A 14766-nucleotide genomic window follows, 5' to 3' on the forward strand; every position below is an offset into this window, starting at 1 on the left:
CTAGGCGGGAAACGCTTCTTTTTCGAGGGATGGGGCAATTGCGTTTGTGGATTTTTGCTGAAGTCCATTCATCAGGTCATTGGTTAAGGCACGTAATTCGCCACATAATAACGTGAGGGCAGCGTCGCGTTGCATGTAGTTTTCTTCAAGTTGACTGATGTCATTGAATTCATCAATCAGGTAATCCAGGCATTTCAAGCGTTTGAAGGTCAATTCATGGGTCAGCGTCAATTGAATGCGCTCATTCCAGATTAATGAAATTTCAGCGGCGACCAAACCCTGTGATAACAGCGTGATAATCTCTTCGGCCGGTAACTCATAGCCTTTGCAATTGACGCGCTTTTTTTCATCACCTGGTGAAAAAAGCAAGCAGTCAGACGCTAACTGGAAGGGGCTTGGTAAAGAACCCGGCTCCGAAATCCATTCAGCAAAACGTGCCGCTAAATTTTCGGGGTGAAACAAGGGCTCCAGCTGAATTCCGGGTATTGATTTGCGCAGCAGCGCAAGGAGTTGGGACGCTTGATTTTCGCTGGCCGTGTTGATAATGAGACGCTGGCAGCTTGTATCAAGCAGGGCGGGCAACCGTTTTTGGACACAAAACGATTTGGGCAGTAGTTCAAACTCAAGATCTTCTGCCAATTGGGCTTTTTCAGCGCGTTTGATCGAACGGCCCTGCTGCGTTTCCAGAGCCTGGACTTTTTCAGCCAGGAGACGGTTGATGACGCCTCGCGGCAGGATACGCTCTTCTTTACCCAGGCAAAAGTGATTGACACCGGCCACTTCCTGAACCAGTTCATCCTGATAAGCCGGCAGCCAGCCATAAATAAATCGGGCATGGGGCGGGCAGGGTTTTAACCGTTCTTCACTCAGCGCGGCATTGAAATCGACGGGTTCGTTTAATTCGTAGTTATAGACGAGGGCATTACTAAACCACATGATTGTTCCTTATCAGCAAAAAGGCGATGCTATCATGTTTAATGGAGACTGCGATAGGGTGCGAATCCCAGTGCGGCGCCATTAAAATCCGGATGTGTAACGGAAAGTCTGCCAACCCGAAAGCTGGCAGCATTTTATTGCAGATCCTCGAGGTCCTGATTACCAGTAGGCATTCAATGCCAGTACATAGGAGGTAAACTCGCCCGTGTCTTTACCGGCGGCACTTTTCCACACGCCGCCGATTAAACCGATGTTCTCATTGAAATTGTATTCAATGGCGGGTGCATAGGTAATCTGATCGACAGTACCATGGCCTAAAGGCGCCGGCAGGCCGGCGGCTGTGGTGCCGGGATTGCCTCTGAAGGTTGTTGCCTGACGGTTAGCGACATAGCCTTCCAATACGGCGACCCAATGCTGAGTCAAACTGAGTTCACCTGCCAAATCAAGACTGACCAGATCACCTGGATCCAGAGTCGCATCGGTGTCCAGTGCGCCGCCGAAGGTGTTGAAACCACGCAGTCTGACGTCATTGGCGTGCATGTAGGCCAAGCTTAAACGTGTCCGCAGGTAAATGGTGTCATTAAAGGGCTTTAAGTGCTGGAAATTAAGAGCTAAAGCCGTCTGATAGCTGCCAATCCCGGAGGCGTCGGTTCCATTGGCAAATGGACTTAAATGTTCGTATTGACCGGTGGGCAAGGTTTCCTGAACAGTAAACCGCAGATCAGGACGCCATTTGGAGTCCTTTTGTTCAAGCACCTGATAGCCTAAGGTCACGGCTGTGTCGCTGACCTTGTGCGAGGAACTCCCCCGAAAGCGATTAAAGGCATAAGGCAGGATGAACTGTATATCCAGCCGGTCGGTTAAACCGTGCGAAAAAATAGGGTTAATGATGGTACTGATATTGGCTGGCGTGTGCGTTAATTTCCAATGCTTGTCGTAAACACCATCATTGTCATTGTAAAACAGATAGGTTTCAAGATTGGTATGGCCTTTAGGGATGGTATGGCCAGAAGGAGCAAGCAAGGGACCGGTGTACCAGGGGCCTGCCATCGCTACTTTACAAAACAGCAGGCTGGCTAAAATGGAGACTGGTTTGGTAAAGTTAGCTTTCATAATACACCTCTTGTTATAATAATGGCCTTGCGGCGGTTAAATACTCTGGTGTAGATTAGCCCACTTTTCATTTTTGGGAAATAGTTAAATGAATGCCTCAGTTGTACTTGAACAGAGCAAACAGTCCAGTATCTTGCGTGGACATCCCTGGATATTTCCCAAGGCCATTGCCAAAACAACCGGCCACCTGCAAACCGGTGAACTGGTGTCTATCCTGAACGCCGAGGGAGCGCTGGTAGGGACTGGTGTTTATAACGAACATTCCCTCTACCGTGTCCGGGTTCTGGCTCTGGCATTTGAAAAAATCGACTGCTCTTCGTTTGCAGGCATTGTTAAACACCGGCTTCGGCAAGCCCTTACCCTGAGGCAAGCCTTAAACCTACCTAATGAAACCACCAACGCCTACCGCCTGTTCAACAGTGAAGCCGATGGCTTGTCGGGTTTGACCATTGATTGCTTCAATACCTGCTGCGCCGTTTCGAGTTCTGCTTATTGGGTAGAGGCGCAGCGGCCCGAGATCATTGCCTGCCTTCAGGAAATCATACCCTGTGATGAGGTGATTTGGCTTTCGCAGAGTAAACCCTTAAGTCAGGATGGCTGGGAGGCAGAAGCTGAAGCGATTAATCCCCGGGTAACGGAAATAGTCGAGGGCGGCGTGCGTTTCCAGATTGATTTTTCAACCGCACAAAAAACCGGCTTGTTCATTGACCAACGGGAAAACCACCAGCGCATTGCGGCGCTCGCCAAAGGCAAAAAGGTACTTGACCTGTATTCCTACACTGGCGGTTTTGCCTTGCATGCGGCTAAAGCAGGAGCCTTGAAAGTCACGGCTGTTGACAGTTCCAAACCGGCCATTGAACAAGCCATACGCAATGCCCAGTTAAATGGAGTGAATCAGGTGGAATGGGTTGCGGCGGATGCCCGTGATTACCTGGCTCAGGCAGGCGATTATGATTTGATTATCCTTGACCCGCCAAAGCTTGTGCCCTCGAGACGCGATTTGAATCGCGCGAAAAACTATTACCGCTTCCTGCATCGGGAAGTATTTAAGGCCATGGTGCCGGGGTCGCTGTTGATGACCTGCAATTGTTCATCGGCTTTGTCAGCCCAGGAATTTGCAGCCCTTGCTGCCGGTCAGGCGGCCATGGTCGGCAAACAGGTTCGGCTAGTCGGCATTTTTGGACCGGCAAGTTGCCATCCTACGCTGCCATCCTTTCCCGAGGGCAATTACCTGACTGCGGTGTTGCTCGCTGTGGTTTAATCCGATTCAACAGCATAGCGGTTTAGCACCGTAAGTAAGCGACGGGTGGCGGTGAATTGACTGCCAAAACGGTCAATACCATCCTGCCGCATCCTGGGAGCATGATCCCGGATGTAATTGCGGTAATGGTCTTCGCTCGCTAAGTAATAATGCACGACCAGCGTGCGGCGTTCACCCGTCTGAGATTCGCTGTCCATGGACACGGTGGCGTTCAAAAAGCCCTCAAAGGCAAGCAGTTCCTGAATGTGAGGTTTTAACCACCCGATAAAGGCTTCAACAATGGCTGCATCGACCGTTAAATTGACTTCATAAATCAACATGAAAATTCCTTATTGGTTGTGTCGTTTTCTGTTTCGTTCTTTAAGGCAATCGAGCAGCGCATAAAAACTGACGTCACAGGCGTTAAGCAGTACAAGCAGATGATAAAGCAAATCCGCACTTTCATTAACCAATTCAAGGCGATCGCCTTTGACTGCCGCAATGACTGTTTCAACGGCTTCTTCTCCGACCTTTTGCGCACAGCGTGCGGTGCCGCTCAGCAGCAATTGCCGGGTATAACTGGGTGAATCCGTTGCGGTTGCGCGTTGTTGAATAACCGCAATCAATGCCGCTAAAAAGGCAAGCGGCCTGTCATTTGACGGTTGAAAACAACTGGTAAAGCCTAAATGACAGGCTGGACCTTCAGGTTTTACCTGAACAAGAAGAGCATCCTGGTCACAGTCAGTACTGATTGCCATGACCGTCATGGTATTGCCCGAGGTTTCGCCTTTCTGCCACAGGCGCTGTTTACTGCGGCTGTACAGAGTGAGCAGTTGCGTCTCAAGCGTTACCCGCAGCGCTTCTTCATTCATGTAACCGAGCATCAGGACCTGGCCGTCTTCGTAATGTTGCACAATCACCGGCATGAGTCCTGCCATCTTTTGCCAGTCAAGCGGCGTCGATAAATGGTTTAACATGGTCGCACCTCAATGTTGTGTTGAGCAAGTGTGTTTTTAACGTCAGCAATGCTTAATCGCTGCTCATGAAATAAGCTGGCGGCCAAGGCGCCGTCCACCCGGCATTGTTGAAAAACCTCGACGAAATGATACGCATCACCGGCGCCGCCGGAGGCGATGAGAGGAATGGACAGCAGCTCGCGAGCGGCGGTCAATTGCACCCGATCATACCCTGTGCGCATGCCATCCGCGCGCATGCAGTTCAACACCACTTCGCCTGCCCCCCGTTCCTGCACTTCCCTTAACCAATCACAGGTCCTGCGGCGAGCGTTTTGCCTTTTATTCTCGTCTCCCGTGTACTGGTAAACATAATAATCGCCGTCAACCCATTGGCTATCGACACCCACCACCACGCATTGACTGCCGAAGGCGTGGGCCAGTTTATCAATTAAATCCGGTGTTTCCAGGGCTGGGCTATTGATGGAAATTTTATCCGCACCGGCATTGAGAATGCGGCGCGCCTGGTCCAGGGTACGAATTCCGCCGGCCACAGTGAAAGGGATGGTCAGGGTGGCGGCAACCTGATTGACCCAGTTTTCAGAAACCGAACGCTGGTCGCTGCTGGCGGTGATGTCGTAAAAAACCAGTTCATCAGCCCCCTGATCACTGTAACAGGCAGCCAGTTCAAGAATGTCGCCAACCACGCGGTGATTACGAAACTGCACGCCTTTCACCACCTGATTGTTGCGTACGTCAAGACAGGGAATGATGCGTTTGGCTAACATACGACAGCCTCCATCAGCGCGGTGCGCAAATCAAAATCCGTTTCATACAACAGCCGGCCCAGGATGGCGGCAGACAGACCGATGGTTTTCAGTCTGTTTAAATCCTGGTGGTGACGGATGCCGCCGGACGCTTGCCAGGCCATGTCAGGGAATCGTTGAAGCGCCTCTTCGTAGAGCGCAAAGTTCGGGCCTGACATCATGCCATCCTTCGCAATGTCAGTGCATAAAACCTGTTTGACTCCCTGTCGCCGGTACTGCTCAATCACATCCCATAATGACAAGGCAGTGTCGGTCTGCCAACCATGAATCGCGGGCCTTGGAATGCCGTCAATTAAGCGGACATCGACAGCCAGAACAATGTTTTCGGGTCCGCAGTAGTGAATGATTTGCGACGCTTTGACCGGATCACTGACGGCAATGCTGCCGATAACCAGTTCGCTTACGCCTAATTCAAGGCAGGCTTGGGCGTCTGCCAAACGGCGCATGCCGCCGCCGACCTGCAGGCGGGCGCCCACAGACTGCAACGCTTTGATGACTGACAACTGCTGAATAGCACCGGATTGAGCGCCATCCAAATCCACAATGTGCAGGCGTCTCGCGCCTTGCTGGCAGTAGTGCTGAGCTAAAGTCTGTGGTAATTTGGGGTAAACCGTGGTTTTACTGAAATCACCCTGTTGCAGGCGAACACAGTGACCTTGTTGAATATCAATGGCAGGTATGAGTAACATTATGACTCCATCTGTAAAAAATTAGAAAGTAAGGTGAGGCCCGCACGGGCTGATTTTTCCGGATGAAACTGCATGCCAAAAACCGTTCCTCTTTGGACTACGGCAGTAAAGCGCTCGCTGTAGTGACAATAGGCCGCGGCACATTCGCTGTCGAACAGGGCATAGCCATGCACAAAATAAACATAGTCCTGGGGTGTCAGCCCTGTGGCTAAAGGCGTGTCCCTGCACCAGTGCAGTTTATTCCAGCCCATGTGCGGTACCGGGCAGTCGTCTTTAACTGGCAAACGCTTGATTCGGCCGGGCAATACCCCAAGCCCTTCGACATCGCCTTCCTCGCTGTGCTCAAACAATAACTGCATGCCGAGGCAAATGCCTAAAAGCGGTTGCTTAAGCTGTCGCAGGGGGGCAATTAAACCTTTGTCTGCCAGAGCCTGCATCGCGGCTTTCGCCGCGCCCACACCGGGTAAAATCACGTGGCTTGCGTCGGCAATCACGGCCTGGTCGTGAGTCAGGCGATAGTCATAGCCCAAACGGGTTAGCGCATTGCCTAGCGACGTTAAGTTATTGCCTGTGGCATCGATGACAGCAATCATAAAACACCTTTGGTGGTTGGTAAGCTTAAACCCTCAACAGCCATGGCCTGGCGCAGGGCACGGCCTAAGGCTTTAAAGCAGGCTTCGATCATGTGGTGGTGGTTTTGTCCTTTGACCTGAATGTGAAGACTTGCCCCCAGCGCGCTGGCCAGCGACTGGAAAAAGTGCGGCACCATTTCGGTAGCCAGTCCTCCGACGGCTTCGCGGGTAAAAGGCGCGTCAAAGGCACAATGGGCGCGGCCACCCAGATCAATGGCCAGCGAGGCCAGGGACTCATCCATGGGCAGGGTAAAGCCATAACGGGCAATGCCGCACTTGTTACCCAACGCCTGTTTCAAGGCCTCGCCCAGAATTAAGGCCGTATCTTCCACCAGATGGTGTTCATCAACGTGAGTATCGCCGCGAGCCTCCAGTGTAAGGCTAAAGCCACCGTGCCGCGCCACTTGCTCCAGCATGTGGCTGAAAAAAGCAATCGGTGTGTCAATGCGGCTGTCTTCGTCACTGTCTAAGGTTAATTGCAAGGCAATAGCCGTTTCACGCGTACGGCGGGTAAGTGACGCTTGCCGGGTTAACAGGCGCGTCACAACCTGATCCCAGCCCTGGTTTTGATTAATCGGCAAAAAAGGTACGCCTAAATTCCCAGCCAATTGCCGATCCGTTTCCCTGTCGCCAATGACCCAGGCCTTGCTTTTGTCAAGCCTGCCGCTTTGGAGGTAGCGGTCAAGCAGACCAGTCGCTGGTTTTCGACACCCACAGGCGTCCTCGTCGCGGTGCGGGCATATGAGGATGTCGCTAAAGACGATGCCCTGCGATTGAAACAGCGCCAGAATAAAATCGTGGCAGGACTGAAACGCGTCGACAGGAAAAGACGCTGTCCCAAGCCCATCCTGATTGCTGACCATCACCAGTTGAAATCCGGCCTGCTGAAGCCGCGAAAGGGCTGGGATAACGCCCTGGGTCAAGCGGATTTTCTCCAGCCTGTCCACCTGAAAATCAGATGGCTCCTCAATGAGGGTCCCGTCTCTGTCAATAAAAAGTATTTTTTGCATAAATCACTCATTGTTTTGGGAAGGCGTCAAGCGCTGCCATTAACCGGTTATTCTGCTGTTCATCGCCTACCGTGATGCGTAACATGGATTGTAAAAGGGGCGAATTGGGAAAATGACGCACCGCAATGCCCTGTTCTGCAAACCAGTGCTGTAAGGCCTGCGCATGAGGACTTTTAACCAGCAGGAAATTGGTACGGCTGGGATAGACCTTGTCAACCAGGTGGTGTTGACTGAGACGCACGTGTAAAATTTCCCGTTGAACCAGAATTTTTTCTACGGTATCACTAAACCAGTCCCGACGACTTAGCGCCTGTTCAGCCAGGTCCAAAACGGCGCTGGAGAAAGGGAAGGGGGACATGATGCCTTTGATGGCTTGAATCAGGGGCGCCTGGGCAAGGATGCTGCCCACCCGTAAACCGGCCATGCCATAGGCCTTGGATAAGGTTCTGAGCACGATAAGGTTGTCGTAAAGAGGAATTAAGCGCGCAGCACTTTCTGTCCGGGCAAACTCAATGTAGGCTTCATCCGCGATAACCATCGATTTTCCAGCCCATTGTTCACATAGATCGCTGACGGTCTGCAGGTCAACCAGCCCGCCAGTGGGGTTATTGGGGCGGCAAACCATGATGAGTTTGCAATCCGGCTGCCATTGCTGACGGAGAGTGTCCAGCGAAAAATGAAATTCATCTTCCGCGTTCAGAGGGCAATTGCGAATCCCTGCCTGCTGCAATTGCGCATAGAAGGCATACATGGGGAACGTGGGCGGGCATTGCAGTATGCTGTCGCTGCTACCCCGAAGAAAAAGGCGCATTAACAAATCAAGCCCATCATCACTGCCGCGGGTGATGGCCAGTTGGTCTTCATCGACCTGATACAATTGCGCCAGACGTTGCTCCAGTCGCTTCATCTGAAACGCACTGGGATAGTGATTCAGGGGGACCTCGTTTAACTGGATTGGGCTCCAGGGTAGTTCATTGGCATGCAGGCGGCATGATTGCCTATCCCCATCCGGGACATACTGTGTTATGTTTTTAAGATCCGGGCGAATCAAATCCAGAATTGACATGTTAAATCTCCATCGTTGTCAGGCGCATTTTCACCGCGTTGGCATGCGCATCAAGGCCTTCCAGAGAAGCCAGCACGCAGGCGGCCTCACCCAGGGACACAAGACCCTGCGGATCAATGGTTTGCACTGTCATCCTCGTTAAAAAATCTTCCGTGCTTAAGCCGTTGTGATGACGCGCATAACCGTTTGTGGGCAGTACGTGATTACTTCCTGTCACATAATCCCCCAGTGTTTCAGCGGCCCAGGGACCAAGGAAGACAGTGCCCGCAGCCTGAATCTGCGATGCCCAGTCCGCTGCATCCCGGCAATTGATGATCAAGTGTTCGGGGGCATACTCATTAACCCAGTGCAGGGTTTGTTCCCGTGAGGCACTCACAAGGGCAAAACTGTGCTTAAGTGACTGCTGAATAATGGCCTGGCGTGTTAATCGTCGCAGTTGCCGGATGAGCGATTGATTTACTGCTTCCGCGAAAGCGACTGAGGTGCAAAGAAGGATCGATTGCGAATCGGCGCCGTGTTCCGCCTGCGCCAGTAAATCAGCGGCGACAAAATCAGGGTTGGCTTTGTCATCGGCCACGATCAGAACTTCGGAAGGGCCGGCCGGCATGTCAATCGCAGGTCCCATGGGTTCCATGCTGACTAAGCGTTTGGCTTCAGTGACGTAACGGTTACCGGGACCAAACAATTTGTCCACTTTGGGAATGGATTGGGTGCCATAAGCCATGGCCGCGATGGCCTGGGCGCCTCCCGCCTTGTAAACGGCATCAACGCCGCACAGTCGTGCGGCCACTAACAGGTGCGGATTAATGCAGCCAAGCCTGTCGGGCGGCGTGCAGACTATTTTTAGTGGGCACCCGGCAATGGCTGCGGGTATGGCCTGCATCAGCAGTGAAGAAATCAACGGCGTATTGTTGCCGCCCGGGATATAAAGCCCCACCCGCTGAATGGGACGGTATTGGCGCTCAATGCAAACACCTGGCGCGGTTGATATCCGTTTAGTCTCCGGTTTGACGGCTTCATGGTAGCAGCGTATCGTGTCAATGGCCGTCTCGATTGCCATTAAAGCTGACGCGTCAATGCGGGCATTGGCTATCTCGTCGGACGACACCGTTAATTCATTGACCAAAACCCGGTCAAACTCCCGGGTGAAAGCCAGTACGGCTTCATCGCCGTCTTGCTTTACCGCATTCAGGACTGGGCGTACGGCAGATTCAACATCCTCCTCACTTAAAGGCCGGGTGAATAATTTTTCAATTTCCTCAAGGGACAGCGATTGGGCAGTATAAATCGACAACATGGTGATTACTCCAGCATTTTTTCGATAGGAAGAACCAGAATGGAACTGGCGCCTAAGGATTGGATGTTTTCCAGGGTATTCCAGAAAATCCCTTCGCTGGAGACAACATGGACCGCCACTTTATCCGGTGTGGCGGGTAAAGGGATCACGGTGGGCGACTCTGCCCCCGGTAATTGCCGACAGATGGTATCGAGTGCCTGTTTAGGGGCATGAAACAGGATGTATTTACGTTCCTGCGCCTGTTGAACAGCCTGAATGCGGCGTTTTAACAGATCAAAAACGGCCTGCAGGGAATCAGGGACAAGTCGAGTGCTCTGAATAAACACAGCCTGACTGTGCATGACGACTGCCACTTCGCGCAATTTGTTCTCCTCAAGGGTTTGCCCGCTTGAAACCAAATCACAAATGGCATCGGCCATGCCGAGTCTGGGCGCGACTTCCACCGAGCCCGATAATTGCAGGATATCTGCAGTAATCCGGTATTGATCAAGGTAGTTTTGCAGCAGCAGAGGGTAGCTGGTGGCAATGCGTTTCCCATCCAGACTGCCGGGTGAATCGTAAGCCCCGTTTTCCGGTACTGCAATCGAAAGCCGGCAATGGCAGCTTCCCAGCGGTAACACCAGCTTGTAGTGCTTGTTTTTGCAGGCCAGTGACGCTTCGTTCAAAACATTCTCACCCACAATGCCACCGTCGGCGAGTTCATCGAATACCAGCGTTGGAATGTCATCATCACGGACAAAAAGCAAGTCGATAGGAAAATTATCGACGTGCGTGAGCAAGGCATTGTCTTTGAGGCGGAATTTTAAACCACAACGTTGTAAAAGAGTCAGTGACTCCTGGGCTAAACGACCTTTTTTCTGTAAGGCGATACGAATACGTGTTTTCAAGACTGCTCCAACCGTTCTGCGATAAGTGAATACCCCCCTGTTCCTCGGGTCAGGCAGCGTGCAACCCGGGTAATGGTTGTCACACTGACCCCTGTCTGATAATGAATGGTGCGGTAAGGCAATTCTTCACGCAGTAAGGGGACGACCTGCCAGCGATCAGCCATGGCTTCCAACTCGGCGGGCGTGCACAAATCATTAAAAAAGGCCGCCGCTTCGTTTTCATTCTGCAAAACACTGATGGCTTGCATGAGATGATGGATTGCCTGGGTTTTGTCGCTGTGCTGATGTTTCATAATAATGTATTAACGTAATAGAACATTATTTCATTGTAATTATGCCGGTTGATTTCTGTCAATAAAAATTTGTCTCACAACGCAATTTTTGCCATGATTGCCATTGAAAAAACACAAGGAGAGCACGCATGCTGCTTAAAAAGGATGATTCCTGTCTGTTGCTAATCGATGTTCAGGAAAAACTGGCGCCGTTTGTGCTGGAGTCGGAAAAAACGATAGCGCGGTGTCAATGGTTGATGAGACTGGCGAAAGAGCTGGAGGTGCCTGTGTTAATCAGCGAGCAATACCCAAGCGGTTTAGGCAGTACGGTTAAACCCCTGCAGTCAGGTCATAAAACGTTATCCAAGGTTCATTTTTCCAGTTGGCGCGAGCCCCTGTTTAAAGACAGCCTGACCGCCCTGGCCAGAAATCAGGTGATTTTGATGGGCATTGAAGCCCACGTCTGTGTTTTACAATCAGCCGTTGATTTGCTGGAAGCGGGTTTTCAGGTATATGTTGCCGTGGATGCTGTAAGCAGCCGTCATGACCAGGATTTAAAATACGGTTTAAAGCGCATGAAGCAGGCAGGGATTGAACTGGTTACCTCCGAAATGGTTTTTTTCGAATGGGTAGGGCAGGCAGGCACCCCTGAATTTAAAGCATTGAGTAACGCTTATTTAAAACAATAGTCAGGAAAACAATCGATGAATCTGGATAATCAAATCGCCGTCATTACCGGCGGCGCCTCGGGTATGGGAAAAGCGTGTGCTGACGCATTATCGCAGCGCGGAGTCAACGTCGTGATCTGGGATAAGGTGGTTGAGCAGTTAAATCCGGGCGAATGGACCGCAATACCCTGCGATGTCAGTTCGGAAACCGAGGTGGAGCATGCTCTGCAGGAAACCATTCACCGGGTTGGCGTGCCGCGGATTGTGATTAACTGTGCCGGTATTGCCCCGGCTAAACGCATGGTAGGAAAAGAAGGTCCCATGCCTCTCGCTGCATTTAAACAGGTCATTGACATTAATCTGGTCGGGACATTTAATGTCATGCGGGTGACAGCCCATGCCATGACGACACTCGATTTGGAACCGGCCAGTCAGGAGCGGGGAGTAATCATCAATACGGCATCCATCGCCGCCTATGAGGGGCAGATTGGCCAATTGGCTTACAGCGCTTCGAAAGGAGGGGTAGTGGCCATGACGTTGCCGGCTGCACGGGAATTGGCTCAGCATGCCATCCGCGTGAACACCATTGCGCCCGGTTTAATCGCAACTCCCTTATTGCTGACCATGCCCCAGGAGGTGCAGGACAGTCTTGCTGCCACAGTAACCTTTCCCAAGCGCCTTGGCAGACCGGATGAATTCGCGGGTTTGGCGATTCACGTCATTGAAAATGAGCTGATGAATGGCGAAGTCATCCGTCTGGATGGCGCCTTGCGTATGCAGGCGCGCTAAGGAATTAGGCCTGCCGGAATCCGGCAGGCGATGTTTTTTAAGAATGGCTTAATGATTTGCTGGTTACATTGCCCTGTTCCTGTTTTTTCTCTGCCGTGGGAGCAGATTGATTGGAGGGCAATTTTTCGTCGGTTGGACGTGGCGTAAAGAAATTCATCCAGCTTGACTTCGTTTGTGCTGGCGGGGAGACAAGCGAAGTAAAATCATCCAGCCAACCATCGGGGGATGAGCTTTCCTCGGATTCCTCAAGGCTGGTGTCGTCTGTCAAGGAAGATTGCATGGGCAGATTATACCGGCTGGACAGGTTGTTAATCGCTTCTTCAAGGTTGGCGTGAACTTGCTGCTGGGCATGAGCGGAGTTGGCTTTTCTAATTCCGCGGGCACAGTTGCTCATATCCTCCCAGAGGATTTCCACATCATAAAGGTACTGTTGCAAAAACTTTATTTTGGCAGGGTGATCAGTGTCTGGAACGTCGTTGGAACGAAATAATTGCGACAAATCATTTAAACTGGCATGATAACATTTAACCAGTTCCATTCTGGCTTTGGGCCGCAGGGATTTGAAATGCCGCACCGCACGCTCGATGCATTGACTGTAAGCGAGTTGAATCGTTTCGTCCTCCAGCAAGTCAAGCGGTAAGGGTTTAGTCATTAAAAGCGTAATCGCACTGATGGAGTAGTCACCCTGTTGTGCCAGGATGCCCAGGTCGCGATTGAAAAGCAGATCGTGAGCCTGTATCTGATAATAGGCAATGGCGGCGCTGATTTGCTTTTTTACCTCAGAGGAAAGCGTATGCGCATCGAGATAACAGCGCAGGGCATTTTTCAAAGCAAAATAAAAGGCACTGGATGATGTCGTTTTCTCAGGGCAAGCAGTCAATACGCCCTTCAGTGGGTGTCCGGGTTCCGTTAACAGGCAATAAGCCAGTGGCAGGCCGCGGCTATCAGGGATTAAAAGGGATGCATCATGCTTGATTAAGATGGCAAGGCAGTCGACGGAATGCGTTTCATAACAGAAAGAAACAGCATTGGTGTATTTCTTTTTGTTAATAATAAGAACCTGATTGTCCAGTACCAGGTCATCGCCATGCGTAAGAATGAAATCCAGTAATTCCGCGTTATTGTTCTCCAAAGCGGAGCAAAGCCTGTTCATATCCAGCAGATAATGGAAGTTTTGCAGGAGTTTCGCAGCGGTGAACTGTTTTGTTTTTAATAAATATAAAAAATGCTCTTTGCAGGCCTTTTCAAGACTTGGGGTTAATTGTTGCAGTTTGTTCAGGCATTGTGAATTGCCGATGGAAGTCTGTGAGGGTAGCATCAAATCTGCTTCGAGCGAATATTGATTGCAGCGAGCCCACAAATCAGCAAGGCTTCGGGTGTATGCCAGTTCATCTCTGGACGATGATTCAGCAGAGGTGAGGCTTGCAAACTGTTTTGCAAGTCTATCAACCTGCTTCTCAATTTCCCCCAATCCCAGGTTGATTTTTTTCAAAGCTTCCGTTTTCCGTTTCGCCTTTGCGTTGCCCGAAGCCTGGGGTGCTTCCCGTTTTGACGCATTATTTTTTTTGCCGGAATTGGAGGAAGCATGACTCGATGCTGCAGTCATTGGTGCGTCAAGCACCGCGTTCACATCAGGATTAACGTCCTCCGCGGTCTTTAGCATACGCGTGAGAAAGAGGTGTTTTTGTGCATAATGATTATGCGAAGTCAACGTGGCTAAATTATGAGTTATTTTAATGAAGTTTTTTAACTTGGTCAGGTACTCTGCCCGTTTACTCTCTCGTACTTCATAAAGAAGGCTGCATTGGTTGTCCAGACGTTGATATTCCAGCTCCAACTGATTATAGGTCTGTAAATATTTTTCCCTGATTTCAACAATGACGTCATGGATGGATGTTTCTGCCAGCGTGAGTAACTCCTGGCTTACGGAGGACAAATCCAATTCCCGATATTTGTTTTGGCCGACTCTCATGCTGAAGTGCGGTCCGGACACCACCTGATCTTTGTTGTTGTAATAGACATGAAGCCGGTAGTCGCTGCCGCTTGAGTCAGTAAAATCAGCTGTGTAATGAAGCTGACTCAAATGCACATTGGCCTGCGATTCATTTTCATAAACACTGACATGGTGTTTAATCAGGCTATAGGTTTGGTCTTTATGGTCCAAACGATAGTCTATGGGAGGAAGTGCAATTAAAAAGTAGTTCTTTTTGTCGAGTGTCTGTTTGAGAGTAACGGATTCGGCCCGTTCAAGCTCATTTTTTTTTCTTTTTTTTCGATAAGAAAGAAAACGGAATAATATGTTTTTTGACATGGTTGCCTCAATGATGCCCAGGAAATCGATAATCATATAGCAACAAACTCATTTTGGTCAATTATTGGGCTTTCTG

General features: G+C 50.7%; 16 protein-coding genes. 3 read left to right on the plus strand and 13 right to left on the minus strand.

Annotation, left to right across the window (positions count from 1 at the left end):
- Positions 1-936, minus strand: coding sequence for a recombination-associated protein RdgC (locus GH742_RS07055; protein WP_203456714.1), 936 nt, complete (start codon positions 934-936; stop codon positions 1-3).
- A gap of 159 nt (positions 937-1095) precedes the next feature.
- Entirely contained in the window at positions 1096-2049 is a 954-nt protein-coding gene (locus tag GH742_RS07060) for a hypothetical protein (RefSeq protein WP_203456715.1), read from the minus strand.
- A gap of 88 nt (positions 2050-2137) precedes the next feature.
- Here GH742_RS07060 and GH742_RS07065 point away from each other — a divergent pair, with 88 nt between their 5' ends.
- Complete coding sequence (locus GH742_RS07065) at positions 2138-3310, plus strand: class I SAM-dependent rRNA methyltransferase (RefSeq protein ID WP_203456716.1); 1173 nt, start codon at positions 2138-2140, stop codon at positions 3308-3310.
- On the opposite strand, the gene GH742_RS07070 is transcribed toward GH742_RS07065, so the two are convergent.
- From GH742_RS07070 to GH742_RS07115, 10 genes are read right to left on the minus strand one after another with little or no spacing between them, the layout of a single operon-like run.
- A complete protein-coding gene (locus GH742_RS07070) occupies positions 3307-3630 on the minus strand; it encodes a DUF4286 family protein (RefSeq protein WP_203456717.1) in 324 nt (107 codons plus the stop codon). The two genes, GH742_RS07065 and GH742_RS07070, sit on opposite strands and share 4 nt — an antisense overlap.
- A gap of 9 nt (positions 3631-3639) precedes the next feature.
- Positions 3640-4266 (minus strand): bifunctional phosphoribosyl-AMP cyclohydrolase/phosphoribosyl-ATP diphosphatase HisIE, encoded by a 627-nt coding sequence (hisIE, locus tag GH742_RS07075; RefSeq protein ID WP_203456718.1) that lies wholly within the window; start codon positions 4264-4266, stop codon positions 3640-3642.
- Positions 4260-5030 carry an imidazole glycerol phosphate synthase subunit HisF gene (hisF, locus tag GH742_RS07080; protein WP_203456719.1) on the minus strand — a complete coding sequence of 257 codons (771 nt, stop codon included), beginning with the start codon at positions 5028-5030 and terminating at the stop codon, positions 4260-4262. Before hisF ends, hisIE begins: the two co-directional genes overlap by 7 nt.
- Positions 5024-5758 (minus strand): HisA/HisF-related TIM barrel protein, encoded by a 735-nt coding sequence (locus GH742_RS07085; RefSeq protein ID WP_203456720.1) that lies wholly within the window; start codon positions 5756-5758, stop codon positions 5024-5026. Before GH742_RS07085 ends, hisF begins: the two co-directional genes overlap by 7 nt.
- Positions 5758-6351, minus strand: a complete 594-nt coding sequence (gene hisH, locus GH742_RS07090; RefSeq protein ID WP_203456721.1) for an imidazole glycerol phosphate synthase subunit HisH — start codon at positions 6349-6351, stop codon at positions 5758-5760. The genes GH742_RS07085 and hisH overlap by 1 nt, the downstream gene beginning before the upstream one ends.
- Complete coding sequence (gene hisB, locus GH742_RS07095) at positions 6348-7400, minus strand: bifunctional histidinol-phosphatase/imidazoleglycerol-phosphate dehydratase HisB (RefSeq protein WP_203456722.1); 1053 nt, start codon at positions 7398-7400, stop codon at positions 6348-6350. Before hisB ends, hisH begins: the two co-directional genes overlap by 4 nt.
- 7 nt (positions 7401-7407) lie before the next feature.
- Entirely contained in the window at positions 7408-8466 is a 1059-nt protein-coding gene (gene hisC / locus GH742_RS07100) for a histidinol-phosphate transaminase (RefSeq protein ID WP_203456723.1), read from the minus strand.
- 1 nt (position 8467) lies between these two features.
- Positions 8468-9763, minus strand: coding sequence for a histidinol dehydrogenase (gene hisD, locus GH742_RS07105; RefSeq protein WP_203456724.1), 1296 nt, complete (start codon positions 9761-9763; stop codon positions 8468-8470).
- A 5-nt stretch (positions 9764-9768) separates the two neighbouring features.
- Positions 9769-10650, minus strand: coding sequence for an ATP phosphoribosyltransferase (gene hisG, locus GH742_RS07110; RefSeq protein WP_203456725.1), 882 nt, complete (start codon positions 10648-10650; stop codon positions 9769-9771).
- Complete coding sequence (locus GH742_RS07115; RefSeq protein WP_203456726.1) at positions 10647-10943, minus strand: YerC/YecD family TrpR-related protein; 297 nt, start codon at positions 10941-10943, stop codon at positions 10647-10649. The genes hisG and GH742_RS07115 overlap by 4 nt, the downstream gene beginning before the upstream one ends.
- A 128-nt stretch (positions 10944-11071) precedes the next feature.
- Between GH742_RS07115 and GH742_RS07120 the strand changes: the two genes are divergently transcribed.
- Both GH742_RS07120 and GH742_RS07125 read left to right on the plus strand, forming a co-directional pair.
- Positions 11072-11611: a hydrolase gene (locus GH742_RS07120; RefSeq protein ID WP_203456727.1), complete on the plus strand. Its 540-nt coding sequence runs from the start codon at positions 11072-11074 to the stop codon at positions 11609-11611.
- Between the two features lie 15 nt (positions 11612-11626).
- A complete protein-coding gene (locus GH742_RS07125; protein ID WP_203456728.1) occupies positions 11627-12379 on the plus strand; it encodes an SDR family NAD(P)-dependent oxidoreductase in 753 nt (250 codons plus the stop codon).
- Positions 12380-12416: 37 nt separating this feature from the next.
- Here GH742_RS07125 and GH742_RS07130 read toward each other — a convergent pair whose 3' ends face one another.
- Positions 12417-14690 carry a hypothetical protein gene (locus GH742_RS07130; protein WP_203456729.1) on the minus strand — a complete coding sequence of 758 codons (2274 nt, stop codon included), beginning with the start codon at positions 14688-14690 and terminating at the stop codon, positions 12417-12419.
- Between the last annotated feature and the right edge of the window lie 76 nt (positions 14691-14766).

Source organism: Legionella sp. MW5194, from assembly GCF_016864235.1.
Classification (GTDB): Bacteria; Pseudomonadota; Gammaproteobacteria; order Legionellales; family Legionellaceae; genus Legionella_C.

Coding starts and splice junctions, on each gene's coding strand:
- GH742_RS07065 (WP_203456716.1), top strand. CDS start 2,138: ATGAATGCCTCAGTTGTACTTGAACAGAGCAAACAGTCCAGTATCTTG.
- GH742_RS07055 (WP_203456714.1), bottom strand. CDS start 936: ATGTGGTTTAGTAATGCCCTCGTCTATAACTACGAATTAAACGAACCC.
- hisD (WP_203456724.1), bottom strand. CDS start 9,763: ATGTTGTCGATTTATACTGCCCAATCGCTGTCCCTTGAGGAAATTGAA.
- GH742_RS07120 (WP_203456727.1), top strand. CDS start 11,072: ATGCTGCTTAAAAAGGATGATTCCTGTCTGTTGCTAATCGATGTTCAG.
- GH742_RS07125 (WP_203456728.1), top strand. CDS start 11,627: ATGAATCTGGATAATCAAATCGCCGTCATTACCGGCGGCGCCTCGGGT.
- hisF (WP_203456719.1), bottom strand. CDS start 5,030: ATGTTAGCCAAACGCATCATTCCCTGTCTTGACGTACGCAACAATCAG.
- GH742_RS07070 (WP_203456717.1), bottom strand. CDS start 3,630: ATGTTGATTTATGAAGTCAATTTAACGGTCGATGCAGCCATTGTTGAA.
- GH742_RS07130 (WP_203456729.1), bottom strand. CDS start 14,690: ATGTCAAAAAACATATTATTCCGTTTTCTTTCTTATCGAAAAAAAAGA.
- hisB (WP_203456722.1), bottom strand. CDS start 7,400: ATGCAAAAAATACTTTTTATTGACAGAGACGGGACCCTCATTGAGGAG.
- hisC (WP_203456723.1), bottom strand. CDS start 8,466: ATGTCAATTCTGGATTTGATTCGCCCGGATCTTAAAAACATAACACAG.
- hisIE (WP_203456718.1), bottom strand. CDS start 4,266: ATGTTAAACCATTTATCGACGCCGCTTGACTGGCAAAAGATGGCAGGA.
- GH742_RS07085 (WP_203456720.1), bottom strand. CDS start 5,758: ATGTTACTCATACCTGCCATTGATATTCAACAAGGTCACTGTGTTCGC.
- GH742_RS07060 (WP_203456715.1), bottom strand. CDS start 2,049: ATGAAAGCTAACTTTACCAAACCAGTCTCCATTTTAGCCAGCCTGCTG.
- hisH (WP_203456721.1), bottom strand. CDS start 6,351: ATGATTGCTGTCATCGATGCCACAGGCAATAACTTAACGTCGCTAGGC.
- GH742_RS07115 (WP_203456726.1), bottom strand. CDS start 10,943: ATGAAACATCAGCACAGCGACAAAACCCAGGCAATCCATCATCTCATG.